This window comes from Streptomyces sp. Root431 (genome assembly GCF_001426585.1).
Lineage (GTDB): Bacteria > Actinomycetota > Actinomycetes > Streptomycetales > Streptomycetaceae > Streptomyces > Streptomyces stackebrandtii.
Map to the genome: position 1 here is coordinate 180,034 of NZ_LMEI01000011.1, position 20,003 is coordinate 200,036.

20 protein-coding genes and 8 tRNA genes are annotated in these 20,003 nt (G+C 72.3%); 13 read left to right on the plus strand and 15 right to left on the minus strand.

Annotated elements, in window-relative coordinates; genetic code table 11:
* Nucleotides 1–79 precede the first annotated feature (79 nt).
* Nucleotides 80–1,681 carry a hypothetical protein gene (locus tag ASC82_RS20455; protein ID WP_242427718.1) on the plus strand — a complete coding sequence of 534 codons (1,602 nt, stop codon included), beginning with the start codon at nucleotides 80–82 and terminating at the stop codon, nucleotides 1,679–1,681.
* Between the two features lie 85 nt (nucleotides 1,682–1,766).
* Here the strand turns inward: ASC82_RS20455 and ASC82_RS20460 are convergent, their stop codons facing one another.
* The gene (locus tag ASC82_RS20460; RefSeq protein WP_024758574.1) at nucleotides 1,767–2,330 is read right to left on the minus strand and encodes an HIT domain-containing protein; all 564 of its coding nucleotides are present in this window, start codon (nucleotides 2,328–2,330) and stop codon (nucleotides 1,767–1,769) included.
* 65 nt (nucleotides 2,331–2,395) lie between these two features.
* On the opposite strand from ASC82_RS20460, the gene ASC82_RS20465 reads away from it, so the two are divergent.
* The gene (locus tag ASC82_RS20465; RefSeq protein WP_056650012.1) at nucleotides 2,396–3,082 is read left to right on the plus strand and encodes a potassium channel family protein; all 687 of its coding nucleotides are present in this window, start codon (nucleotides 2,396–2,398) and stop codon (nucleotides 3,080–3,082) included.
* Between the two features lie 15 nt (nucleotides 3,083–3,097).
* Here ASC82_RS20465 and thrS read toward each other — a convergent pair whose 3' ends face one another.
* From thrS to ASC82_RS20480, 3 genes are all read right to left on the minus strand, one after another.
* Nucleotides 3,098–5,074, minus strand: a complete 1,977-nt coding sequence (gene thrS, locus ASC82_RS20470; protein WP_024758576.1) for a threonine--tRNA ligase — start codon at nucleotides 5,072–5,074, stop codon at nucleotides 3,098–3,100.
* Between the two features lie 263 nt (nucleotides 5,075–5,337).
* Nucleotides 5,338–6,693, minus strand: coding sequence for a hypothetical protein (locus tag ASC82_RS20475; protein WP_199862576.1), 1,356 nt, complete (start codon nucleotides 6,691–6,693; stop codon nucleotides 5,338–5,340).
* Nucleotides 6,693–7,259 carry a DUF4365 domain-containing protein gene (locus ASC82_RS20480; protein WP_056650015.1) on the minus strand — a complete coding sequence of 189 codons (567 nt, stop codon included), beginning with the start codon at nucleotides 7,257–7,259 and terminating at the stop codon, nucleotides 6,693–6,695. The genes ASC82_RS20475 and ASC82_RS20480 overlap by 1 nt, the downstream gene beginning before the upstream one ends.
* 120 nt (nucleotides 7,260–7,379) lie before the next feature.
* Between ASC82_RS20480 and ASC82_RS20485 the strand changes: the two genes are divergently transcribed.
* Nucleotides 7,380–8,108 (plus strand): 3'-5' exonuclease, encoded by a 729-nt coding sequence (locus ASC82_RS20485; RefSeq protein ID WP_056650019.1) that lies wholly within the window; start codon nucleotides 7,380–7,382, stop codon nucleotides 8,106–8,108.
* Nucleotides 8,109–8,184: 76 nt separating this feature from the next.
* Here the strand turns inward: ASC82_RS20485 and ASC82_RS20490 are convergent.
* Together ASC82_RS20490 and ASC82_RS20495 are read right to left on the minus strand one after the other, a co-directional pair.
* Nucleotides 8,185–8,256, minus strand: a tRNA-Val gene (locus tag ASC82_RS20490).
* Nucleotides 8,257–8,326: 70 nt separating this feature from the next.
* Nucleotides 8,327–8,788, minus strand: coding sequence for an SRPBCC family protein (locus ASC82_RS20495; RefSeq protein WP_056650022.1), 462 nt, complete (start codon nucleotides 8,786–8,788; stop codon nucleotides 8,327–8,329).
* 82 nt (nucleotides 8,789–8,870) lie between these two features.
* On the opposite strand from ASC82_RS20495, the gene ASC82_RS20500 reads away from it, so the two are divergent.
* Nucleotides 8,871–11,411 (plus strand): hypothetical protein, encoded by a 2,541-nt coding sequence (locus ASC82_RS20500; RefSeq protein WP_056650025.1) that lies wholly within the window; start codon nucleotides 8,871–8,873, stop codon nucleotides 11,409–11,411.
* A gap of 49 nt (nucleotides 11,412–11,460) precedes the next feature.
* Here the strand turns inward: ASC82_RS20500 and ASC82_RS20505 are convergent.
* A tRNA-Val gene (locus ASC82_RS20505) sits at nucleotides 11,461–11,535 on the minus strand.
* Nucleotides 11,536–11,589: 54 nt separating this feature from the next.
* Entirely contained in the window at nucleotides 11,590–12,012 is a 423-nt protein-coding gene (locus ASC82_RS20510) for a TIGR02611 family protein (RefSeq protein ID WP_056650027.1), read from the minus strand.
* Between the two features lie 190 nt (nucleotides 12,013–12,202).
* On the opposite strand from ASC82_RS20510, the gene ASC82_RS20515 reads away from it, so the two are divergent.
* Entirely contained in the window at nucleotides 12,203–12,616 is a 414-nt protein-coding gene (locus tag ASC82_RS20515; protein ID WP_015032345.1) for an SsgA family sporulation/cell division regulator, read from the plus strand.
* A gap of 190 nt (nucleotides 12,617–12,806) precedes the next feature.
* Nucleotides 12,807–13,364: a CGNR zinc finger domain-containing protein gene (locus ASC82_RS20520; protein WP_056650030.1), complete on the plus strand. Its 558-nt coding sequence runs from the start codon at nucleotides 12,807–12,809 to the stop codon at nucleotides 13,362–13,364.
* Between the two features lie 18 nt (nucleotides 13,365–13,382).
* On the opposite strand, the gene ASC82_RS20525 is transcribed toward ASC82_RS20520, so the two are convergent.
* On the minus strand, nucleotides 13,383–13,565 hold the full coding sequence (locus tag ASC82_RS20525) for a hypothetical protein (RefSeq protein ID WP_024758755.1): 183 nt from the start codon (nucleotides 13,563–13,565) through the stop codon (nucleotides 13,383–13,385).
* A gap of 111 nt (nucleotides 13,566–13,676) precedes the next feature.
* On the minus strand, nucleotides 13,677–14,117 hold the full coding sequence (locus ASC82_RS20530; RefSeq protein WP_056650033.1) for a hypothetical protein: 441 nt from the start codon (nucleotides 14,115–14,117) through the stop codon (nucleotides 13,677–13,679).
* Between the two features lie 147 nt (nucleotides 14,118–14,264).
* On the opposite strand from ASC82_RS20530, the gene ASC82_RS20535 reads away from it, so the two are divergent.
* Entirely contained in the window at nucleotides 14,265–14,780 is a 516-nt protein-coding gene (locus ASC82_RS20535; protein WP_024758753.1) for a DsbA family protein, read from the plus strand.
* Nucleotides 14,781–14,837: 57 nt separating this feature from the next.
* Here the strand turns inward: ASC82_RS20535 and ASC82_RS20540 are convergent, their stop codons facing one another.
* The 3 genes from ASC82_RS20540 to ASC82_RS20550 all read right to left on the minus strand — a co-directional run bounded on the left by ASC82_RS20540 (nucleotide 14,838) and on the right by ASC82_RS20550 (nucleotide 17,670).
* On the minus strand, nucleotides 14,838–15,677 hold the full coding sequence (locus ASC82_RS20540; RefSeq protein WP_056650806.1) for a GNAT family N-acetyltransferase: 840 nt from the start codon (nucleotides 15,675–15,677) through the stop codon (nucleotides 14,838–14,840).
* Between the two features lie 98 nt (nucleotides 15,678–15,775).
* Nucleotides 15,776–16,606 (minus strand): aminodeoxychorismate lyase, encoded by an 831-nt coding sequence (locus ASC82_RS20545; protein ID WP_056650035.1) that lies wholly within the window; start codon nucleotides 16,604–16,606, stop codon nucleotides 15,776–15,778.
* Nucleotides 16,603–17,670 (minus strand): chorismate-binding protein, encoded by a 1,068-nt coding sequence (locus ASC82_RS20550; protein ID WP_056650040.1) that lies wholly within the window; start codon nucleotides 17,668–17,670, stop codon nucleotides 16,603–16,605. Before ASC82_RS20550 ends, ASC82_RS20545 begins: the two co-directional genes overlap by 4 nt.
* 244 nt (nucleotides 17,671–17,914) lie before the next feature.
* Here ASC82_RS20550 and ASC82_RS20555 point away from each other — a divergent pair.
* The 6 genes from ASC82_RS20555 (at nucleotide 17,915) to ASC82_RS20580 (ending at nucleotide 18,510) form a co-directional block, all read left to right on the plus strand.
* A tRNA-Gly gene (locus ASC82_RS20555) sits at nucleotides 17,915–17,987 on the plus strand.
* A gap of 40 nt (nucleotides 17,988–18,027) precedes the next feature.
* A tRNA-Cys gene (locus ASC82_RS20560) sits at nucleotides 18,028–18,101 on the plus strand.
* 1 nt (nucleotide 18,102) lies between these two features.
* Nucleotides 18,103–18,174 (plus strand) — tRNA-Val (locus ASC82_RS20565).
* 34 nt (nucleotides 18,175–18,208) lie between these two features.
* Nucleotides 18,209–18,280: transfer RNA gene (locus tag ASC82_RS20570), tRNA-Val, on the plus strand.
* A gap of 41 nt (nucleotides 18,281–18,321) precedes the next feature.
* A tRNA-Val gene (locus ASC82_RS20575) sits at nucleotides 18,322–18,393 on the plus strand.
* 42 nt (nucleotides 18,394–18,435) lie between these two features.
* Nucleotides 18,436–18,510: transfer RNA gene (locus tag ASC82_RS20580), tRNA-Val, on the plus strand.
* Between the two features lie 48 nt (nucleotides 18,511–18,558).
* Here ASC82_RS20580 and ASC82_RS20585 read toward each other — a convergent pair.
* Both ASC82_RS20585 and ASC82_RS20590 read right to left on the minus strand, forming a co-directional pair.
* Entirely contained in the window at nucleotides 18,559–18,843 is a 285-nt protein-coding gene (locus tag ASC82_RS20585) for a zf-TFIIB domain-containing protein (RefSeq protein WP_024758749.1), read from the minus strand.
* Between the two features lie 46 nt (nucleotides 18,844–18,889).
* Nucleotides 18,890–19,897: an aminoglycoside phosphotransferase family protein gene (locus ASC82_RS20590; protein ID WP_056650043.1), complete on the minus strand. Its 1,008-nt coding sequence runs from the start codon at nucleotides 19,895–19,897 to the stop codon at nucleotides 18,890–18,892.
* Between the last annotated feature and the right edge of the window lie 106 nt (nucleotides 19,898–20,003).

Below are 20,003 nucleotides of genomic sequence, written 5' to 3' on the forward strand. Positions count from 1 at the left end.
ACAGCCCGCACAGGTGATCGCGGCGATGGGGGCGACAGTGGCTTTCGACGGATTCGGACCCGGGGCTCAAGTCCCCCTCATGGGCTCGGACGGGCAGACCGGGGCGACCCACGCCCTCGCCTCCGCCGCGTACCGGGACAGCCCGCTCAAGACGATCCAGGAGGCGGACAACGACCTCTACAAGACGACGGTCAAAGAGGGGAGATGGGGGCTCTTCCGCCCCGACCTCGGCGAGGCCTTCTCCCGTGCCGTCCAGGTCCGTGTGCTCGGCGGCGCCCGCAAGGCCCTCATCCAGTCCTTCGGCGCCGACCCCCAGCCGGTCGTCGAGCACTGCCTCGCCGCCACGCACATCCGCCGGCAGCGCGACATCAAGCTGACCCTGGTCACCTTCGTCTGCGGAGTGCTCTTCCTGCCCGGTCTGCTGTTGTGGCTCGGCGTCATCCAGCTCCGCCGCCTCTCCGCCGGCTCCGAGAACAGGCGCGCGGGCGCCGCCGGCACCGCCCTCCTGATCGGGGCCGGGGTCGTCGCCGCGATCGTCCTGCTCAAGCTGCCCTTCAACGGCCTCCTGCCCAACTACCTGCGCGCGATGATCGTGGCGCCGGTCGTGGGCTGGTTCCTCGCGCGCCGGATCTGCGAGCGGTACGCCATCGACCTGCGCGAGCGGTGGACGGGACTGCTCAGCGGCGGCGGTGTGGGCCCCCACGTGCCCAAGTCCGCTCCGCAGGATCCGGGCGAGAAGTCGGCGGAGGAGCTCCGGGTCAATCTGGAGAAGCTCGCGGCCGAGCAGCAGTCCAACATCGTGTTCTACGCGGGCGCCAAGGGCGTCCTCGGTCTCGGGACCCGCTGGGGCAGTTGGACGCTCGCCGAGGAGCTCATCCCCCAGGCAGGCCGGGAGATCCACGCCTTCCGCGCCTGGGACGTCATACGGAAGATCCACGACGAGCTCACGCTCCTGGAGCGCGGCTCCCTCAAGACGGGCTTCCCCAAGCCGACCGTCAAGCACTGGATCGTCTCCCCGGTAGGCGAGGGCGCCGACGAGGTCAGCCGCCCCGAGGGCGACAGCATCGTGCACTACCAGGTCAAGCCGCACGAGATACAGCGCATCTGCAACGACCAGCAGTTCGGCGCGGGCAACCGCCACTACCTGGGGGTGCAGTTCACGCTCTGGGACGGGAACCTGGTCCTGACGATGATGGTGACGGTCACGTCGCTCCACCACACCCTGCGGATCGAGGTCACCGGCCACGCCCTCGGGCCCGTGCACGGCCTCTTCACCACCAAGCCGAAGGCCAAGACCAAGGAGGTCTCCAAGACCGTCCGCTTCTGGGAGACGCGGGAGATCCAGCAGGCGCTCCTGGAGACCGACGACATCGTCCGACTCGCCGTGCGCGCCCCGCTGACCTGGTATCCGCCGGTCCTGGAGTTCCTCGGCGGCAAGATGGTTCTGCCCGAGCCCTTCGGCCTGCGGCACGTCTGGGCGGGCCCGCTCTGGAAGAACCGCTTCATGGCCGACGACGCGATCCGCATGGCGACGCCGGTGCTGCGCGCGGTCCACTCCGCGACGATCAAGATGCTCGACGACCACGGTGTGGACACGGAGCGCTTCACCAACCGCTCGCTGATCCTCGGCGGCGGCGTCCAGGACCCGGGCCCGAAGAAGGCCGACGTCTACGACGCCTGACCCGAGGGGCTCGGCCTCGGGCCGCTCGGGCCCGGGGCTGATCGGGCCCGGGCCGCTCGGACCCGGGCCGCCGCTTGCGTACGGATCAGACGGTGGCCGGCCAGGCGTCGGCCAGCATCTTCCGGGTGTCGGCGAGCAGCTGCGGCAGCACCTTGGTGTGCCCGACGACCGGCATGAAGTTGGTGTCGCCGCCCCAGCGCGGCACCACGTGCTGGTGCAGGTGCGCGGCGATCCCGGCGCCGGCGACGGCGCCCTGGTTCATGCCGATGTTGAAGCCGTGCGCACCCGACGCCGTCCGCAGCGCGACCATCGCGCGCTTGGTGAAGTCGGCGAGCTCCGCCGTCTCCGCGACGTCCAGATCGGTGTAGTCGGCGACGTGGCGGTACGGGACGACCATGAGGTGGCCGCCGTTGTACGGGTACAGGTTGAGGACCGCGTACACGCTCTCGCCGCGGGCGATCACCAGACCGTCCTCGTCGGACTTCGCCGGAATCGAGCAGAACGGACAGCCGTCGTCGGCCCCCGGCCCGGTCGGCTTGTTCTCGCCCTGGATGTACGCCATCCGGTGAGGCGTCCACAGGCGCTGGAACGCGTCCCGCGTCCCGACTCCGATCTGCTGCTCCGGCTCAGTCGTCATGCTGTGCAGCATATTGCGTCGCCCGTTCGGAACGTGTCGCCGGGGCGGAAGATCCATGCGGCCGCCATGCTGATCCGATGAGCGCACGGCCACCGAAACCGCCCCGGCAGGAACGCTGGGACCGCCGCATGGAGACCCCGCTCGCCGTGGCCTCCCTCGCCTTTCTGACGGGCTACGCGGTCCAGGTCCTCGGTCAGCACGATCTCCCCCAGGTCTGGCTCGACCTCTGCCTCGCCGTCACCCTCGCCGCCTGGGCCGTCTTCATCGTGGACTACGCGGTACGGCTCCGCCTCAGCGGCCTCGGCCCGCTCCGCTTCGTCCGCACCCATCTCCTCGACACGGTGGTCGTGGTGATTCCGCTGCTGCGGCCGGTGCGGATGGTGAACATCTACGACCGGGTGCAGCGCCGCCACGACAAACCGCGGCTCAGCCTCTACGTGCGCGTGATGGTCTACTCCGGCCTCACCACGACCCTGCTGGGCTTCGCCGGAGCCCTCACCGTCTACAAGTACGAGGTGGACGCCCCGGGCGCCACGATCCGCACCTTCGGCGACGCGCTGTGGTGGACCTGCTCCACGCTCTCGACCGTGGGATACGGGGATGTGGCCCCGGTGACCACGATGGGCCGGTTGACGGCGGTGGGCGTGATGGCCTGCGGGCTCGCGCTGCTCGGCGCGGTGACGGGTTCGTTCTCGTCCTGGCTGATCCAGGCGTTCACGCGGGAGGACGAGAAGAGGCCCCCGGGGGATTCCCCGGGGGCCTGATCACGCGTGGGGCCGTCAGACCTGGACGCGGTCCTCGACGATCTTGGCGATCTTGGCGATGGCCTCGTCGACGGGGATGCCGTTCTCCTGCGAACCGTCGCGGTAGCGGAAGGAGACGGCACCGGCGGCCATGTCCTCGTCACCAGCGATGATCATGAACGGGACCTTCTGCTTCTGCGCGTTCCGGATCTTCTTCTGCATCCGGTCCGAAGAGGAGTCGACCTCGACCCGCAGGCCCTGCTTCTTCGCCTTGACGGCGAACTCCTGGAGGTAGTCGACGTGGGCGTCGCCGATCGGGATACCGGTCGCCTGCACCGGCGCCAGCCACGGCGGCATCGCACCCGCGTAGTGCTCCAGGAGCACGGCGAAGAACCGCTCGATCGAACCGAAGAGCGCACGGTGGATCATGACCGGGCGCTGCTTGGTGCCGTCCGGGGAGGTGTACTCCAGGTCGAAGCGCTCCGGCAGGTTGAAGTCGAGCTGCACGGTCGACATCTGCCAGGTACGGCCGATGGCGTCCCGCGCCTGCACCGAGATCTTCGGGCCGTAGAACGCGGCGCCGCCCGGGTCGGGGGTCAGCGGGAGGCCCTGCTTCTCGGCGACCTGCTGGAGGACCGCGGTGGCCTCCTCCCACACCTCGTCCGAGCCGACGAACTTCTCCGGGTCCTTGGTGGACAGCTCCAGGTAGAAGTCGTTCAGACCGTAGTCGCGCAGCAGGTTGAGGACGAAGGTGAGGGTCTTGTCCAGCTCCTCCGCCATCTGCTCGCGGGTGCAGTAGATGTGCGCGTCGTCCTGGGTGAAGCCGCGCGCCCGGGTCAGGCCGTGGACGACGCCGGACTTCTCGTACCGGTACACGGTGCCGAACTCGAACAGGCGCAGCGGCAGCTCACGGTAGGAGCGCCCGCGCGCGTCGAAGATCAGGTTGTGCATCGGGCAGTTCATGGGCTTGAGGTAGTAGTCCACGCCCTCGTCGAGCTGCATGGGGGGGTACATGCCCTCGGCGTACCAGTCGAGGTGGCCCGACTTCTCGAACAGCTTGCCCTTGGTGGCGTGCGGCGAGTAGACGAACTCGTAGCCCTCCTCCTCGTGGCGCTTGCGCGAGTAGTCCTCCATGACCCGGCGGATGATGCCGCCCTTGGGGTGGAAGACCGCGAGGCCGGAGCCGATCTCGTCCGGGACGGAGAAGAGGTCGAGCTCGTTGCCGAGCTTGCGGTGGTCGCGCTTCTCGGCCTCGGCGAGGAAGTCGAGGTGCGCCTTCAGCTCGTCCTTCGACGGCCACGCGGTGCCGTAGATCCGCTGGAGCATCGGGTTCTTCTCGCTGCCGCGCCAGTAGGCGGCCGCGTTGCGCATGAGCTTGAACGCCGGGATGTTCCGGGTGGTCGGCAGGTGCGGACCGCGGCAGAGGTCCTTCCAGCACAGCTCGCCGGTCTTGGCGTCGAGGTTGTCGTAGATGGACAGCTCGCCGCCGCCCACCTCGACGTTGGCCCCGTCGTCGGTGGAGGCGGAGCCCTTGATGCCGATGAGCTCCAGCTTGTACGGCTCGTCCGCCAGCTCGGCGCGGGCGTCCTCGTCGGTCACCACGCGGCGGGAGAAGCGCTGGCCGCGCTTCTGGATCTCCTGCATCTTCTTCTCGATGACCTTGAGGTCCTCGGGAGTGAAGGGCTTCTCGACGTCGAAGTCGTAGTAGAAGCCGTCCCGGACCGGCGGGCCGATGCCCAGCTTGGCCTCGGGGAAGAGCTCCTGCACGGCCTGGGCCATGACGTGGGCGGTGGAGTGGCGCAGGATGTCGAGACCGTCCGGGGAGGAGATCTCGACGCCCTCGACGACATCGCCCTCGGCGAGCTCGTACGAGAGGTCCTTCAGCTCGCCGCCGACGCGGGCGGCGATCACGGTGCGGTCGTCGGCGAAGAGGGCACCGGCGGTGGTGCCCGCGCTCACCGCCCTCTCCTCTGCCTCCGAGGCGGACTGGACGGTCACACGGACTTCAGACACTGGTGTTCTTCTTCCTTTGGGGCGCAGGCAGGCACGAGGTGCCGGCGCCGGCGGTGCGCGACAGAGACGAGGTGCCGCGTCGCCTCCGATCTTAAGGGCTCGGTTCGCCACCGGGGCGCTGCAGCCGGGCTCACAGGGGCGACCCTGCTCACCTCCCACGATGCTCGGGAGGCTCCGCGCGCTCGCCCCTGTTCCCCCGGCGCGCCCCTTCGGCTCACTCGCCGGTCCCGTAGGCGGGCGTACGCGACCGCCTAACGCGGCCGTCACTCCTCGTCCGGGCCGCACGCCTCCTCGAAGAAGTCGAGGTTCTCGTGGAGCGACTTCATCAGCCGGTCCCGTTCCGCCTCGTCCACCTGGACCGGGACGACCCCGGAGGCGTCGGTGAGCCGCCGGAAGCCGCCTCGGCTCTCCAGGCGGCCCACGACCCTGATCGGCAGCCCGACGAGATGGGCGTGGACGGCCGTGCGATACGCCTCCTCGCCGAGGGTGACGCGGACGTGCGGGACCTCCGCCCCGCCGAGCACCCGCAGCCGGACGGTGCCGTCGCCGCGCGCCCCCGAGCGTCGCATGCGGACGACGGCCCCCGTGATCCGTACCGGTACGGAGGGCTCGTCCGTCAGGTAGCGGGCGCTCGCCTCGCGCAGGGCGGGCAGGTCGCCCGGTGAGAACTCGACGGGCTCGGGACGGGCGGCGCACCCCTCGGGCGCTCCGGCGGCCGGGGCCCACTCGAGGGCGATCCTGGCTCCCTCGGTGCCCCGGACCAGGGCGACGAGGGCCTCGGTGAGCTCGCGGCTCACGCCCGCCTCGACGGCGGCGTCGAAGGCCTCCATGCCGCCGGTGGCCCGCTGGTAGTCGGTGGCCTCCCGGGCCGCGTAGAGCGCGTGGTAGAGCCGGACGGCGATCGGCCGGCCCGGTTCGACGGGCAGGAAGGCGGTCAGGCCGCGCCCGCCGGGCGCCGCGCCCACGACGACGGTCTCCAGGGAGGCCTGGGCGGGCCGGCGGTGGCGGGCGCCGTGGTAGCCGGCCCGGCCGCGCACGGCGAGGGCGCCCGCGAGGAGCAGCTGGCGGGCCGCCGACCTGAGCTGTTCCTGCACGGTCCAGGGGACCGTCCCGGCCGGGCCCGGCGGTACGTCGCGCCACCAGCGGATCTCGTCGCTGGGGACGGCGAGGCCGGTGAGGACCTCGCGCGCGGAGGGCGTGCCGCTGTGGGCGAGAGCGGCGAGCGCCTCGCCGAGCAGGTCCTCGCAGTCCGGGAAGGCCCGGCTCTCGGGGACGAGCAGGCTGGTGCCGCCGTGTCCGGTGCCGCCGGGGCCGCCGGGCGGGGTCCAGCGGCTGTAGCGCCCGGCGGCCCCGCCGCGCCGCCGCCAGCCGTGGCGGGCGAGGAGGGCGCCGAGGACGCGCGGGTCGACCCGCCCGGGGTCGGGCGGGCCCTGCGTGTCGGCCCAGGGTCCGGCGGGCGGTGCCGGGATCCCGGTCCAGGGCCCGGGGGTTTCGCCGGGCGCCGGGTGGGGCCGGTAGGGCGGCGGTACGGAGCCGGAACCGCGCCCGCCGCCCTCACCGCCGGTTCCGTAGCCGCCGGCTCCGTACCCGCCGTCGGGGTCGTCGATCGGTCGGTGCATCAAGGTCTCCCTCCCACGCCGACCCGGGTCATGATCTCGCAGAGCGCCCGGTCGTCGAAGATCCGCGCCGTCGGGATGCGCACCGTGGTCCGGCGGCGTCCCGTGACCGGGTGTCCGGCCAGGTTGATCCAGTAGCAGCAGTGCCGCAGGTCGAGCCGGTCGTGGCTCGCCCTGAGCCAGTCGTCCTGCGTCCTCGGGACGAGCATCACGACCAGGATCTTGTGCACGGACACGGGGGTCCTGGCGAGCTTCACGAGGTGGTCGTTGTCGAGGGTGAACGAGAACGAGTTCCCCGGCGGGTGCGGCGGTATCTGATAGGTGCACTTGAGCTGCACCTTGATGGTCACTTCGTCGTCGACGGTGTGTGCGGGCGAGCCGTGGCTGACGTGCCAGTCGATGCCGTTGTCCGGAAACGGCTGGGACAGTGAACAGCCGGCCGCCGCGGCGACCGCGTGGAGGTAGCCCACCTGGAGGGTCTCCATGCAGGCCGTGGTGGCGAGTGAGCCGCGCGTCGATGCTGCCCGCTGGGGCGGCAGCCCTCCCGACTCGGGCTGGGCGAGCGCCATGTCGATTTCCTTCCCCGTCCCTGATGTTGTGACCGGTCCGCGTACGGCGCAAACAGTCCGGGTATCACCGTTTCGGGCAGGGGGATGGCCATCTGCCGCTGGGGTGCGAGGAGTTCGGGGATGACGACGCACTGGTACGAAGGGCCCCTGGCCGCTTTCGACACGGAGACCACAGGAGTTGACGTCGAGGAGGACCGGATCGTCTCGGCCGCCCTCGTCGTACAGGACGCGGCCGGGGCGCGGCCGCGGGTGACGCGCTGGCTGGTCAACCCGGGCATAGCCGTGCCCGAGCAGGCCACCGCGATCCACGGCCTGACGGACGATCACCTCCAGCGCAACGGCCGGTGGCCGGCTCCGGTGATGGAGGAACTGGCCCGGGCGCTGGCCGAGCAGACCGCCGCGGGGCGGCCGCTCGTGGTGATGAACGCACCGTTCGACCTGACGATCCTGGACCGGGAGCTGCGCCGGCACCGGGCGTCGTCGCTGGGGACCTATCTGGCGAGTTCGCCGCTGTGCGTGCTCGACCCGCGGGTCCTGGACAAGCATCTGGACCGGTACCGCAAGGGCCGCCGCACGCTCACCGACCTCTGCGCGCACTACGAGGTGGAGCTGTCCGGGGCGCACGACGCGGCGGCCGACGCGACGGCGTCGCTGGAGGTCGTACGGGCGGTGGCGCGGCGCTTCTCGGCCCGTCTCGAGCGGCTGACCCCGGCGGAGCTGCACACGCTCCAGGCGGTGTGGCACGCGGCCCAGGCGCGCGGGCTCCAGGCCTGGTTCACCCGGCAGGGGACGCCGGAGACGGTGGACCCGGCGTGGCCGCTGCGGCCGGAACTGCGCACGGCGGCCTGACACATGGGGCGGACGGTCGAGAAGGCCGCCGCATGACAAAGGCCGGTCCGTCTTTCGACGGACCGGCCTCTCCCGGTGGGCGATACTGGGATCGAACCAGTGACCCCTTCGGTGTGAACGAAGTGCTCTCCCGCTGAGCTAATCGCCCGGGAACGGGTTGAACCATACAGCCCCGCAAGGGGTTCCTTCAAACCAGCCCGCCGCCCGACCGCCGCCCCTCAACGACGCTCGTCGAGCGACCCCTTCAACAGGGCCGCGAGTCCGCGCCGCCCTCCCCTCATCATCAGCGCGTGATTGGCCCGGAAGACGAGCCGTCCGGGGACGGCGAGGAGCCGCAGGAGCCGGGCGTGGACCTCCACCTCCTGCTCGTACACGACGCGGGTACCGGGCCCCTCCCCCGCGAGCGTCCAGCGGACCCATCCCTCCAGGTCCCCGCCGAGCCCGACCTCCAGGACCCTGGCGACGGGGTCGCGGCGCAGGGCGCGGGCGGTGACGACGAGGTCGTAGGGCAGGAGGGAGCGGAAGCGGGCGGTGCCGGTGGTGTCGTCGAGGGGGACGGCCTCGCGGACCTGGGGCCACCAGCGGGGGTAGTCCTCGGCGCGTTCGAGCACGGCGTAGACGGCGTCGGGCGGGGCGGCGAGCCGCCAGACACTCCGGAAGCGGTACCGGCACCAGTCCATGCCCCCAGTCTGGGGTACTCAGGCCGGGATCTGAGTACGGCGACGCATTCCCGTCGCCTGTGGCCGGGGCCACACTCCGGGTATGGACAATTCCCTGCCGCCCGCGGACGAGCTGGTGCTCGTCGACCGCGAGCTGGCGCAACTCGATGCGCGTCGGACCCAGTTGCTGACCCGCAGGGCCTGGCTGATCCGGGCGCTGTACCCGCCGGTCGCGGCGGCCGCGCAGCCGTGGGCCGGGAGCGGGGTCGCGGCGCCGCCGTGGCCGAAGGGCGGGCCGGTCGCGGACTCGACCCCGCGGAGCGCGCAGAACGTGCTGCTGACGCTCGGCGGGACGCTCCTGACGATCGCCGCGGTCGCCTTCACGCTCGTCAGCTGGGGCTCGATGGGCATCGGCGGTCGCGCGGCGGTGCTGCTCGTGGTGACCTCCGCCGCGCTGGCGGCGCCGGTGGCGCTGCTGCGGAAGGGACTGGTCTCGACGGCCGAGTCGGTGGGGGCGCTGGGCCTCGTCCTGATGGTCCTCGACGCGTACGCGCTGCACCGGGTGGCGCTGGCCGGCACGGACGGCCTGGGGTACACGGCGGTCGCGTCCGCGGTCCTCGCGGGCGCATGGACGGCGTACGGCTCGGCACTGCCGCGGCTGCGGATCCCGCGGCCGGTGGCCGTGGTCGCGGCCCAGCTGCCGCTGCCGCTCGGCGTGCTCGCGGCCGGGGGCGGGCCGACGGCCTTCGCCTGGGCGGCGCTGGTCACGGTCGCGGCGGATGCGGCGGTGGCGCTCTGGACCCGCCCGGCGGCGGTCCGGATCACGGCGGTCACCGGTGCGACGGCGCTGGGCGCCTGGTCGCTCCTGACGGGCGCCTGGCTCTCCCTGACCTCCCCGTGGAGCGGCGCGCCGCTCCTCCTGGCGATCGCGGCCCTGACCCTGTACGTGGCCTGGCGCCGTCCCCCGCTCGCGGCGGCGGCCTCGTCGCTCGCGGGCCTGTCGGCGGTGGCGGCCCTCGGCGGCCTCCTCCGCGCGGCCGTCCCGTCGGCCTGGGAGGTTCCGGGATACGTGCTGTGCGGTCTCGTCCTGGCGGCGGTGTGGCGGGTGGGTACGCCGGCGGCCACGGACGCGGCAGGCGAGGCGGGCCCCGTGTCGCTGCCGCGTGGGATCCGGCTCGGGCTGGCCGGTGCGGGCGCCGGTGTCCTGGCGCTCGGCGCCCTGTGGGCGCTGCCGCCCGCGGCCGTGGGTCTGCTGGGGCCGGTGGGCCGGACGACGGAGGTGTGGTCCGGCGAGCACGCCGAGCGTGCCCTGACCACGTACCCGGCGACCGCCGCCCTGGTCCTCCTCGTGGCCGCCCTCGCACTCGCGGTCGTCCCCCGGCTCTGGGCCCGCTGCGGCGCGTTCGCCGCGGTCTGGTCGCTGCTCACGGCCCTGCCGGTCTCCCTGGACCTGCCGTACGCGCCGACGCTCGCCCTCCAGCTCCTCACCACGGCGGCCGCCCTCGCGCTCGCCGTCCGCCCCGGCCCGCTGCTGCGCGGGGTCCGGCGGAGCCAGGCGCAGGACGCTCCGGCCGGGCAGCCCTCCGGTCCCGCCGTGCCTCCGCTGCCCGGTCCGGGGACTCCCTGGGGCACGTGGGCGCCCCGCCGGCCCCAGCCTCGGGCGACCGTCGTGGAGCCCCGTACCGCGCTCGGCTGGTGCGCGTACACCGGCGGGCTCGCGTCCGCCGTGAGCGCGGTCGCGCTCGCCCTGGACGTCCGCGGGGCGACCTTCGCCTCGCTGGGGGTGCTGCTCGCCCTCTTCACGGGCGTCGCCGTGCTCGGGGCGGGCGCGCGCCGGGTGCTGTCGACCTGCGCCGCAGTCCTCGCCGCGACGGGGCTCGTCCTCGCGGTGGCGTCCGCCGCCGGGTTCGAGGACCACTGGACGGCGCTCGCGCTGCTCCTGGTCCCTGCGGCCACCGCGGCGCTCGCCGCCCGGACGCGCACGGGCCCGGTGGCCCTGGCGACCGAGATCTCCGGTGCCTCCGTGGGGCTGCTCGCCCTGGGGCTCGCCGCGTCCCGGCCCGCGTTCCTCGCGCTCGCCCTCGCCCTCGGCGGGGTGATCGCGGCGGCGACGGCGGTCCGGCCGGAGCGGCGCGCCTTCGCCTCGTGGACGGCGGCGGTCCTGTTCCTCCTCGCCACCTGGGTGCGCCTCGCTGTCTCGGACGTGACGACCCCGGAGGCGTACACGCTCCCGGTGACGCTGCCCGCGCTGGCCGTCGGCTTCCTGCGGCGGCGCCGGGACCCGGAGGCCGCGTCGTGGACGGCGTACGGCCCGGGTCTCGCGGCGACGCTGCTGCCGAGCCTCGTCGCGGCCTGGGTGGACCCGGACTGGGTGCGCCCGCTGCTCCTGGGGGTCGCGGCGCTCGTCGTGACGCTGCTGGGCGCGCGGTTCCGGCTCCGGGCGCTGCTCGTGCTCGGCGGCACGGTCCTCGCCCTGGACGGGCTGCACGAGCTGGCCCCGTACGTCGTGCAGGCCGTGGGCGCGCTGCCCCGCTGGCTGCCGCCGGCCCTCGCCGGGCTCCTGCTGCTCGCGGTGGGCGCCACCTACGAGCAGCGGCTGCGGGACGCGCGGCGGCTGCGGGAGCGGCTGGGGCGGATGCGGTGAAACGCCGAAGGCCCGGAGACGGTGATCGTCTCCGGGCCTTCGGGCCGGGTGGTGGGCGATACTGGGTTCGAACCAGTGACCCCTTCGGTGTGAACGAAGTGCTCTCCCACTGAGCTAATCGCCCGGGCGCACCGCAAACATTACCCCATGTCAGCGGGGCTCCCGAACCATCGGAAGGTCACTCGTCGATCTTCCAGGGCATGACGATGCCGAACTTCCAGAGGTAGACGGCGAGCAGGGCGCCGATGATCACCAGGCCGACGGTGGTGAGGATGATGTTCCTGCGGCGGACCTTGGGATCGAGGGCGCGCTGGGCGGCCTCGGTGACCTTTCGCTTGGTCCAGCGGAGCACGAGCTGTGCCCAGACGAACTCGGTCGCCCAGATCGCCATGCCGCCGAAGATGACCAGCCAGCCGGGTCCCGGCAGCGGCAGCATCACGATGCCCGCGCCGACCACGGCCAGTCCCACGATGAAGACACCGACCTGCCAGCTCAGGTGCAGGCCTCGTCGGGACTTGATGAACTCCGGTGCGCGGGATCCCAATTCGGCTTCCTGGCCGGCTGCGGGATCCCCTGTGCGCTCGTCACTCTCCGCATGCATACCCCCCAACTTACCGGACTCGGGGGCCCCACCGGTATGGCGGTATTACCCAAAGTTACATGCGGCCATCCGAGCTACCTGAACGATCACAAAACCGACAGAGGGGTTTACAACGGCACCGGAGGTGGCATGTCGATTTCGCCGACGTGCGAATCCCCGAGCGCACACTGAGCGAAAGGCCCTGGCGCTTATGAACACCACGGTCAGCTGCGAGCTGCACCTGCGCCTCGTTGTGTCGAGCGAGTCCTCACTGCCTGTACCCGCGGGCCTGCGGTATGACACGGCCGATCCGTATGCCGTGCACGCCACCTTCCACACCGGAGCCGAGGAGACGGTCGAGTGGGTCTTCGCCCGCGACCTTCTCGCCGAGGGGCTGCACCGGCCCACCGGCACGGGCGACGTCCGCGTCTGGCCATCCCGTAGTCACGGCCAGGGAGTCGTCTGCATCGCGTTGAGCTCACCCGAGGGAGAAGCCCTGCTCGAGGCCCCGGCGCGGGCCCTGGAGTCGTTCCTGAAGCGGACCGACGCCGCCGTGCCACCGGGCACCGAGCACCGGCACTTCGATCTCGATACGGAGCTCTCCCACATCCTGGCTGACAGCTGAGCCAGGCCGAGAGCCGCACGGCGTCGTCCGACTCGGGGCGACGGCGCCGCGTGGGCAGTCACATAGGCACGACGACGGCGTTCCCCACCGCGCAGCCGGCGCGGTGGTGGGCGCCGTTGTCCCTTTCCCGGCCGCGCTAGAGTCAGCGCCATTCCGCGGGCGCCGCCCGCGGCCGGCCAGGGAGCGAATCGTGCTGATCCCCCACGACACCCGGATCGCCCTCGACACCGTCGTCGATCTGATGAACACCGCCCCTCAGGGCGACCGTCCCGACGAGCTCGCGGACCTCGAAGGGCTGCGCACCTTCGTCCACGCACACAAGATCAGCGACGTCGGCGAACTCGGGGCCGAGGACCTGAAGGCCGTGCGCGACGTGCGCGAGAAGTTCGCCGCCGTCTTCTCCGCACCCGAGCCCCGGATCGCGGCCCCGCTGATCAACCAGCTCGTGGCGGCGGCGGGCACCACTCCGCAGCTCACCGACCACGACGGCTACGACCTGCACGTGCACTACTTCGCGCCGGGCGCCTCGGTGGCGGACCATCTCGGCGCCGACTGCGGCATGGCCCTCGCGTTCATCGTCGTGGCGGGCGAGCAGGAGCGGCTGCGGCGCTGCGAGGCGCCGGACTGCGGCCGGGCCTTCGTCGACCTCTCCCGCAACCGCTCGCGCCGCTACTGCGACAGCCGCACCTGCGGGAACCGCCTGCACGTGGCCGCGTACCGGGCGCGCCGCAAGGAAGCCGCGGGCTGACGGGACACCCCCTCGGGGTCACAGCACGAAGAGATCGTGCACGGCGGCCGTCAGGAGCAGACAGCCGATGACCGCGAGGAAGATCATCAGCGGCGGCTGGGAGAGCGCGAACAGACAGCCGCGCGGTTCTTCCGCGGGGAGGTCGGCAGCGCCGACGGCATCGGGGGCGGCGGGGACGGGTTCCCGCGAGGTATCCAGCATCTCGGGGGGATGATGACGCACGCCGAGCCCGGAAAAACCCGAAACACGCCCCATTGCACGGGGTGTTCACCCCTTCCCGTGGATCACGGGAACGGGAAGCGCCAGAAGTGATCAGATTCCGTGCTTCTTCAGAATCGCCTCGATGTCACTGAAGTCCTCTCCGGCGGGCTGACCGGACTGAGCGGACTGGCCCGCCCTACCGGCCTGAGGCTTCGGCGCGACGGCTCGCGAGGGCGAGGAAGCGGCCGGGGCCACGGCAGCCCGCTCCGCTCCCCCGGTGGTCTCCTTGCGGCCGGCCCTGCGCCGCTCGACGGCCCGCGTGGACGAGAAGAGCAGCCAGGCGCCACCGAGCACGCCGAACCCGGCCCAGGCCACCGGACTGAAGGCCGTGTCGGCGAGCCAGTCGACGGCGCCGATCATCACGAGACCCAGCGGCACCAAGGCGTAGGCGGCGATCCGGGCGGCGGACAGATAGCGCTTCCGGTACGCCGTGATCGCGGCGATGCCCAGGCCCGCCACGGCCGCCGCGGAGCAAATGGTCTCGGCGAGCATGCGATCCTCCTGGTCCGGGTGATACGTCCCTTCCATCCTGCACCGCCGAGGGCGCCCGGGGCCATGTTCCCCGGCCCTTATCAGGGAGATCTCGGGGTCGCCGCGGCCGGATCTCCTCCCCAGGTCCCGGTGAGGGACACTGCTGGCATGAACGACTCCACCACCGCACCCGCCTCCCCCGTCGTCCTGGAGGCCTGGTTCGACCTCCAGTGCCCCGACTGCTTCGTGGCCCTCGACGACGTCCGCGCCCTGCGCGAGACGTACGGCGACCGGCTCGACGTACAGCTGCGCCACTTCCCGCTGGCGAAGCACAAGCACGCGTACGCCGCCGCGCAGGCCGCCGAGGAGGCCGTCGAGCAGGGCAAGGGCTGGCCGTACGTGGAGGCGCTGCTCGCCAGGACCGCCGAGCTCGGCGACCGGGGCGAGCCGGTGCTCCTGGAGGTGGCGACCGAACTGGGTCTGGACGCCGAGGAGTTCGACACCGCCCTGATCGACGGGCGCCACCTGCTGACCGTCGACGCGGACGAGGCCGAGGGCAAGGCGATCAAGGTCACCGGGACCCCGACCTATGTCATCGGCGGCGAGCGCCTCGACGGCGGCCAGAGCCAGGACGGCCTGCGGCAGCGGATCGCGGAGATCGCCGACCGCCTCCTGAAGGGCTGACCGCCCCGGCGCTCCCCTGCCGAAGCCTCCTGCAGCAGCTCCCCTACGGCAGCTCCCTCACAGCAGCTCCTTGGCGCTGTTCACGTAGGTCGTCCGGTAGCCGAGGGATTCGTAGAGCCGGATGGCCGGGGTGTTGCCCGCGAAGACGTGGAGTCCGAGCAGTTCCTCCCCGGCGTCCCGCGCGACCCGCTCGGCGAGCAGCATGAGGGCCCGGCCGTAGCCGCGCCCGCGCTGCTCCTCGGCGACCTCGATGTCGTAGACGAATGCCGCCCACCGTCCCGGTTCGAGCTCGATGCGGCCGGTCCACAGGAAGCCGGCGGGCCGGCCGTCCCGGACGACCACGTGGATCGCGACGCCGGGGGTGGCCAGGCCCTGCGGGAGGTACCGGCGGTGACTGTCGTCGGCCTTGGCACGGGCCTGGTCCTCGGGGACGCCGCGGTCGATCCAGCTCTGCGCGAAGCCCTCCTTGGCCCTCGCCTCCCACTCGGTGAACTCGCTCCCGGTCATGGGCCGGACCTCGACGCCCTCCGGCAGCGCCGGCGGCTCGGCGCCCAGCTCCTTGACCATGTTCCGGCTGCGCTCGGTGTAGCCGAGCGACCGTGCCATCCGCAGCGCCGCCTCCGCGTCGGCGGGCACCGATATCTGCACCTCGACGCAGCCCCAGCCCCGCAGCACCTCCTCGGAGGCGAGCGCGGCGACCGTGCCCCGGCCCCGCCGCCGGTCCGGCTCGTCGACCCGGAGCTCCCGGATCAGGCCCGATGCGGCGCCGAAGCCGGGATCGGTCGCGAGGTGGACGGAGCCGACGCGGCGGCTGTTCACGCACACGTCGTAGGTGCGGGAACGGCCGCCGTCGGGCGTCTGCTGAAGCGGCTCGGCCGGCCGCAGGGTGGTGGTCATCATGGGTGTTCTACCCACCCTCGGGCCGTCCGTCATCCGGATTTACGCGCGACGGTTCACGCGAACCGGTTCACGGGAGGCCGTTCGCGCGCGGCGGTTCACGCGAAGCTCGGGTCCCGGTCCCTGGCCGCGCGCTCGTCGAAGATCCGCATGGCCTTGGCGGTGACCGGCCCGGGAGCGCCGGTGAGGGCCCGCCCGTCGACGCGGTGCACGGCCTGGACGTCGCGGAGGGTCGAGGTCAGGAAGATCTCCTCGGCGGTCTCCAGGACGTCCAGCGGCAGGTCGGTCTCCACGGCGCCGGTCCACTCCACGGCGAGGGCGCGGGTGATGCCCGCGAGGCAGCCGGAGGAGACGGGCGGGGTGTGGATCGTGCCGTCGAGCACGACGAAGACGTTGGAGCCGGTGCCCTCGCAGAGCTGTCCCACGGTGTTGCCGAAGAGCGCCTCGGAGGCTCCCTGCTCGCGCGCCTTCGCGAGGGCGACGACGTTCTCCGCGTACGAGGTGGTCTTCAGGCCCGCGAGGGCGCTGCGCTCGTTGCGGGTCCAGGGCACGGTGATCACGGCGGTGGTGTCCGCGCGGCGGACGGTCTCGCCGAGTCCGACGACGAGGCTGCCGCCGGCGTCGCCGCGCTCCGAACCGAGCGGGGAGAGGCCGCCGGTGTACGTGATCCGCAGCCGGCCGAGCTCCATCGGGTTGGCGGCGAGGACGGCGGCGCAGGCGCGGCGGACCTCGTCGAGGTCCGGGTCGGGCAGGCCGAGACCGCGGGCGGAGCGGGTGAGGCGCTCCAGGTGGAGGGTGAGAGCAAACGTTTCTCCGCGCTCGGCCTTGACCGTCTCGAAGACGCCGTCACCGACGGTCAGCCCGTGGTCCAGTACGGAGACCAGGGCGGCCTCCGCGTCGTGCAGCCCGCCGTTGACCCAGAGTTTCATCGAGAGATGGCCTTTCCGCTCGCCTCGTAGGCGCCTGACTCGTAGGCGCCCGACGCTATCGCGACCAGCCGGGACGCCTTCAGCTCGGTCTCCTCCCACTCGCGCTCCGGGTCGGAGCCCCAGGTGATCCCGGCGCCGGTGCCGAAGCGGAGCACGCCCTCGGGGCGGTCGATCCAGAAGGTGCGTATGCCGACGGCCAGCTCGGCGGTGCCCGCGTCGGCGTCGACCCAGCCGATGCCTCCGCAGTACGGGCCGCGGGGCGCGGTCTCCAGGGCCTCGATGATCCGCAGGGCGCTGGACTTGGGCGCGCCGGTGACGGAGCCGGGCGGGAAGGTCGCGTCGAGGAGCGCGGGCCAGCCGGCGTCCTCGCGCAGGAGGCCGGTGACCGTGGAGACGAGGTGGACGAGGCCGGGGTGCTCCTCGACCGCACAGAGGGCGGGGACGGCGACGGAGCCCGTCTCGCTGACGCGCCCCAGGTCGTTGCGGACCAGGTCGACGATCATCACGTTCTCGGCGTGGTCCTTGGGAAGGAGGTCGGCCGCGGTGCGGCCGGTGCCCTTGATGGGGCCCGAGGTGATCAGGGCCCCCTCGCGGCGGAGGTAGAGCTCGGGGGAGGCCGTGGCGATCTCCACGCCGTGGGCGGGCAGCCGAATCGTTCCCGCGTAGGGCGCGGGGTTCCCCTGGGCGAGCAGCGCCGTCAGCGCGTCGACGTCGGCGGCGGCCGGGTCCGGCAGTGGCGCGGTCAGCACCCGGCAGAGGTTCGCCTGGTAGACCTCGCCCCGCGCGATGTGCTCGCGCACGCGCCGGACGCCCGCGGTGTACGCGGCGCGGTCGAGCGAGGACGTCCAGTCACCGGTCCCGGGGCCCCGCCAGGCGCCCGGGACGGGCGTGGGGACCGGATCGGGCCGCACGTCACCGAAGCGGGCGCAGGTCAGCCGGCCCTCGAAGTCCGCGCAGACGGCCCAGAAGCCGGTGGAGTCCAGGGCCTCGGGGTCATGGGTGACGTCCCGGAGGTCGGTCGCGACGAGGCCGCCGAAGCGGGCCAGAGGAGCAAAGTCGTACACGCATCGAGTCTAGGTCGGGTGGACCGCGGCTCCCGGGTCGTGTGCGCGGGGCGTGTGCGCCGGGGCTCCGTGCCACGCCGGGAACACGGCGAGTGAACGCCGCGCGAACCCTCCGGGGCGTCCGGCCGGGCACCCCGATCGGCGCGCAGGTCAGCACGCTGCGGAAACGCGTTTTTGTACTGGCCCAGGAATCCGCTAGAGTTCAACACGTCGCCGGGACGCGCAAGCGGAACGGAAACGACAAGCGGACGTGGCTCAGTTGGTAGAGCATCACCTTGCCAAGGTGAGGGTCGCGAGTTCGAATCTCGTCGTCCGCTCGATGTTGGGGGATCTTCCCGAACCCCCGTTATCACTCCTGGTGGAGTGGCCGAGAGGCGAGGCAACGGCCTGCAAAGCCGTCTACACGGGTTCAAATCCCGTCTCCACCTCCAAGGACGATTAGCTCAGCGGGAGAGCACTTCCCTGACACGGAAGGGGTCACTGGTTCAATCCCAGTATCGTCCACTGGATCTTCGGATCCTGGATCTCCGGATCCCCCGCGCGATTAGCTCAGCGGGAGAGCGCTTCCCTGACACGGAAGAGGTCACTGGTTCAATCCCAGTATCGCGCACACAGCACCCGGCACCGTCGTTCACGACGTGTGCACCACCCGCGCGATTAGCTCAGCGGGAGAGCGCTTCCCTGACACGGAAGAGGTCACTGGTTCAATCCCAGTATCGCGCACGCAGTATGGAGTATCTTCGGATACGACGTGTGTACGACCCCGCGCGATTAGCTCAGCGGGAGAGCGCTTCCCTGACACGGAAGAGGTCACTGGTTCAATCCCAGTATCGCGCACCACCTGAAGAAGCCCCCGGCCGCAGCTCGCGGACGGGGGCTTCTTCGTGCTCAGGAGGAGAAGAGCATCCGGCCGAAGCCGCGCTGGCGGTAGTGACCGCCGTGGTGGCCGCCCTGGTGCGGGGCGCCCCAGGCGGGGGCCGCGGGGGCGGGCTGCGCCGGGTAGGCCTGCGGGGCCGGCGGCGGCGCCTGCTGCGCCCACTGGGACTCCAGGCGGGTCAGGGCCTCCAGCTCGCCGAAGTCCAGGAATATCCCGCGGCAGCCGCTGCACTGCTCGATCTGGACGCCGTTGCGGTTGTACGTGTGCATGGCCGCATGGCACTTGGGACACTGCATGCTCGGCTCAACTCCCTGACATTGCCGTTCGAATGGTGGCTTCACCTTACGTGGACGCCGAAGGGGCCGATTCGGTTCGGTACCCGGCGATACGGGCACAGGTGTCGATCATCACGTCCTCGACCTCGTCGAGCGGCCGGCGCTCCGCCGTGGACTTCGCGAGGGCCAGGGCCGCCGTCTGGACCGTCAGGGCCCGCGCCGGAACGTCGAGTTGGACCCACGGATCGGCACCGACGGCCGGGCCGCCCGCCTCCTGGTACGCGCCGAGGAAACGGGACCACACCTCCGGCGGCAGGATGCCGGCGGCGAACCAGGCGGCGGGGCGGGCCAGATCCCACGCGGGATCGCCCAGGCCGAGGTCGTCCATGTCGATGAGTCGCCAGGGGCCGTCACCTACCGGCCGGGGTTCTCGCACCAGTTGACCGAGGTGGAAGTCGCCGTGGCAGAGCAGCCGGGGGCCTGACGTGTTGGTGTTGGTGTTGGTGTTGGCGTTGGTGGTGTTGGTGTTGGGGATCGTTTGCCATGCGCTCAGCACTGTGGCGGCCGCCGGGTGGTCGGGGGCCGTCCTGCGCATCCGGTCCACCGCCAGCTCCACCTTGAGCGGGGCGCGCATCGCCGGGAGCCGGGAGGCCAGGGGCGGCGGGGGCGCCGTTCGGTGGAGCCGGGCGAGGAGCCGTGCCGCGTCCTCCCACGGGGCGGCGTCCGGGTCGTCGGGGGCCACGGGCGGACCGTAAGGCCAGATGGTGACGGGGCGGCCGTCGATCTCGGTCGGGGCCTGCGTGGGGAGGGGTCGCGGGGGGAGGAGCACGCCTCCTACGTCGGGGTGGCCTGCCAGGGCCAGCCGGGCCCCGTGCGCCTCGGGGTCCGTGTCGGGGGCGTGCGCCTTGGCCACGAGCGCCCCGTGGCGTACGACGGTCCCGTCGTCCCGGTTCGCGAGCACTCCTACGAGGCCGCTCGCGCAGCGGCAGGGCTCGTCGGGGCGGTGCGCCGCCGCACGGGCGACGGCCGCGAGCCGGTCGAGCGGGGCGGGCTGCGTCGGGGTGCTCGGGAGCATCGTCGGTGAGGGTCGGGCGGCGTGGTCCACGCGGGGAGCGTACGCGGCCGGGGAGGGAACATGGCCGGAGGGCGTGGGCTCCGGGTTCCGGCGAGCGCCGGTTCCG